Here is a 991-nt window from a genome sequence, read left to right on the forward strand (position 1 = left end):
CTTGAGAGGGTAAGGCTCCCAGTAGACGACTGGGTTGATAGGCCAGATATGGAAGCCCGGTAACGGGTGGAGTTGACTGGTACTAATAGGCCGAGGGCTTGTCCTCAGTTGCTCGCGTCCACTGTGTAAGTTCTGAGGCAACGAACAGTTGCCGGTTCAGAGCTGAACTCGAACTCACAAATAAAAAGTGTGCTTGTTCGCTCGAAACCATTAGGGTTTCGGTGGTCATAGCGTGAGGGAAACGCCCGGTTACATATCGAACCCGGAAGCTAAGCCTCACAGCGCCGATGGTACTGCAGGGGGGACCCTGTGGGAGAGTAGGACGCCGCCGAACAATCTTTGGAGGACCCCTGGTCCCAGCGTTCAGCTGGGACCAGGGGTCCTTTTGTTTTTACAATGCTTGTGGTACCCGAAGACAGGAGTCACCCGATGTCCACCAACTCTCCCGACGACCGACCGGAGCGCGATCAGCGGCGACGGGACAGTGGTGACCGCGGTGATCGTGGCGGCTACCGCGCCGGCCCGCGTCGGTCCAACGACCGTGGCGACGACCGTCGTGGCGGCGACCGTCCGTCCTTCCGCCGCGACGACCGCGGCGACCGCGGCAGTGACCGTGGTGGCGACCGCGGCGACCGTGGCGGCTTCCGCCGCGATGACCGTCCGTCAATCCGCCGTGAAGACAGCCGTGGTGGCGACCGTGGCGGTTTCCGTGGCCGTGACGACCGTGGTGGTGACCGCCCGTCGTTCCGCCGCGACGACGACCGTCGTGGTGGGGACCGTCCGTCCTTCCGCCGCGATGAGCGTTCCGGTGACCGCCCCTCGTTCCGTCGTGACGACAGCCGTGGTGACTTCCGCCGCGACGACCGTCGTGGTGACGACCGTGGTGGCTTCCGTGGCCGTGACGACCGTGGCGGCGACCGCCCGTCGTTCCGCCGCGACGAGCGCTCCGGCGACCGCCCGTCCTTCCGCCGCGACGACGACCGTCGTGGTG

1 protein-coding gene and 2 rRNA genes are annotated in these 991 nt (G+C 65.4%); 2 read left to right on the top strand and 1 reads right to left on the bottom strand.

Going from position 1 to position 991, the window contains the following annotated elements:
- Window positions 1-106 (top strand): 23S ribosomal RNA (locus E5082_RS19400); the annotation flags it as partial.
- A gap of 111 nt (window positions 107-217) precedes the next feature.
- Window positions 218-334 (top strand): 5S ribosomal RNA (gene rrf, locus E5082_RS19405).
- Window positions 335-663: 329 nt separating this feature from the next.
- Here the strand turns inward: rrf and E5082_RS33450 are convergent.
- On the bottom strand, window positions 664-991 hold a 328-nt coding region (locus E5082_RS33450), incomplete at its 5' end, for a hypothetical protein (RefSeq protein WP_208766244.1).

Origin of the sequence: Streptomyces griseoluteus (genome assembly GCF_004784465.1) — a bacterium.
GTDB classification, from domain to species: Bacteria; Actinomycetota; Actinomycetes; order Streptomycetales; family Streptomycetaceae; genus Streptomyces; species Streptomyces griseoluteus.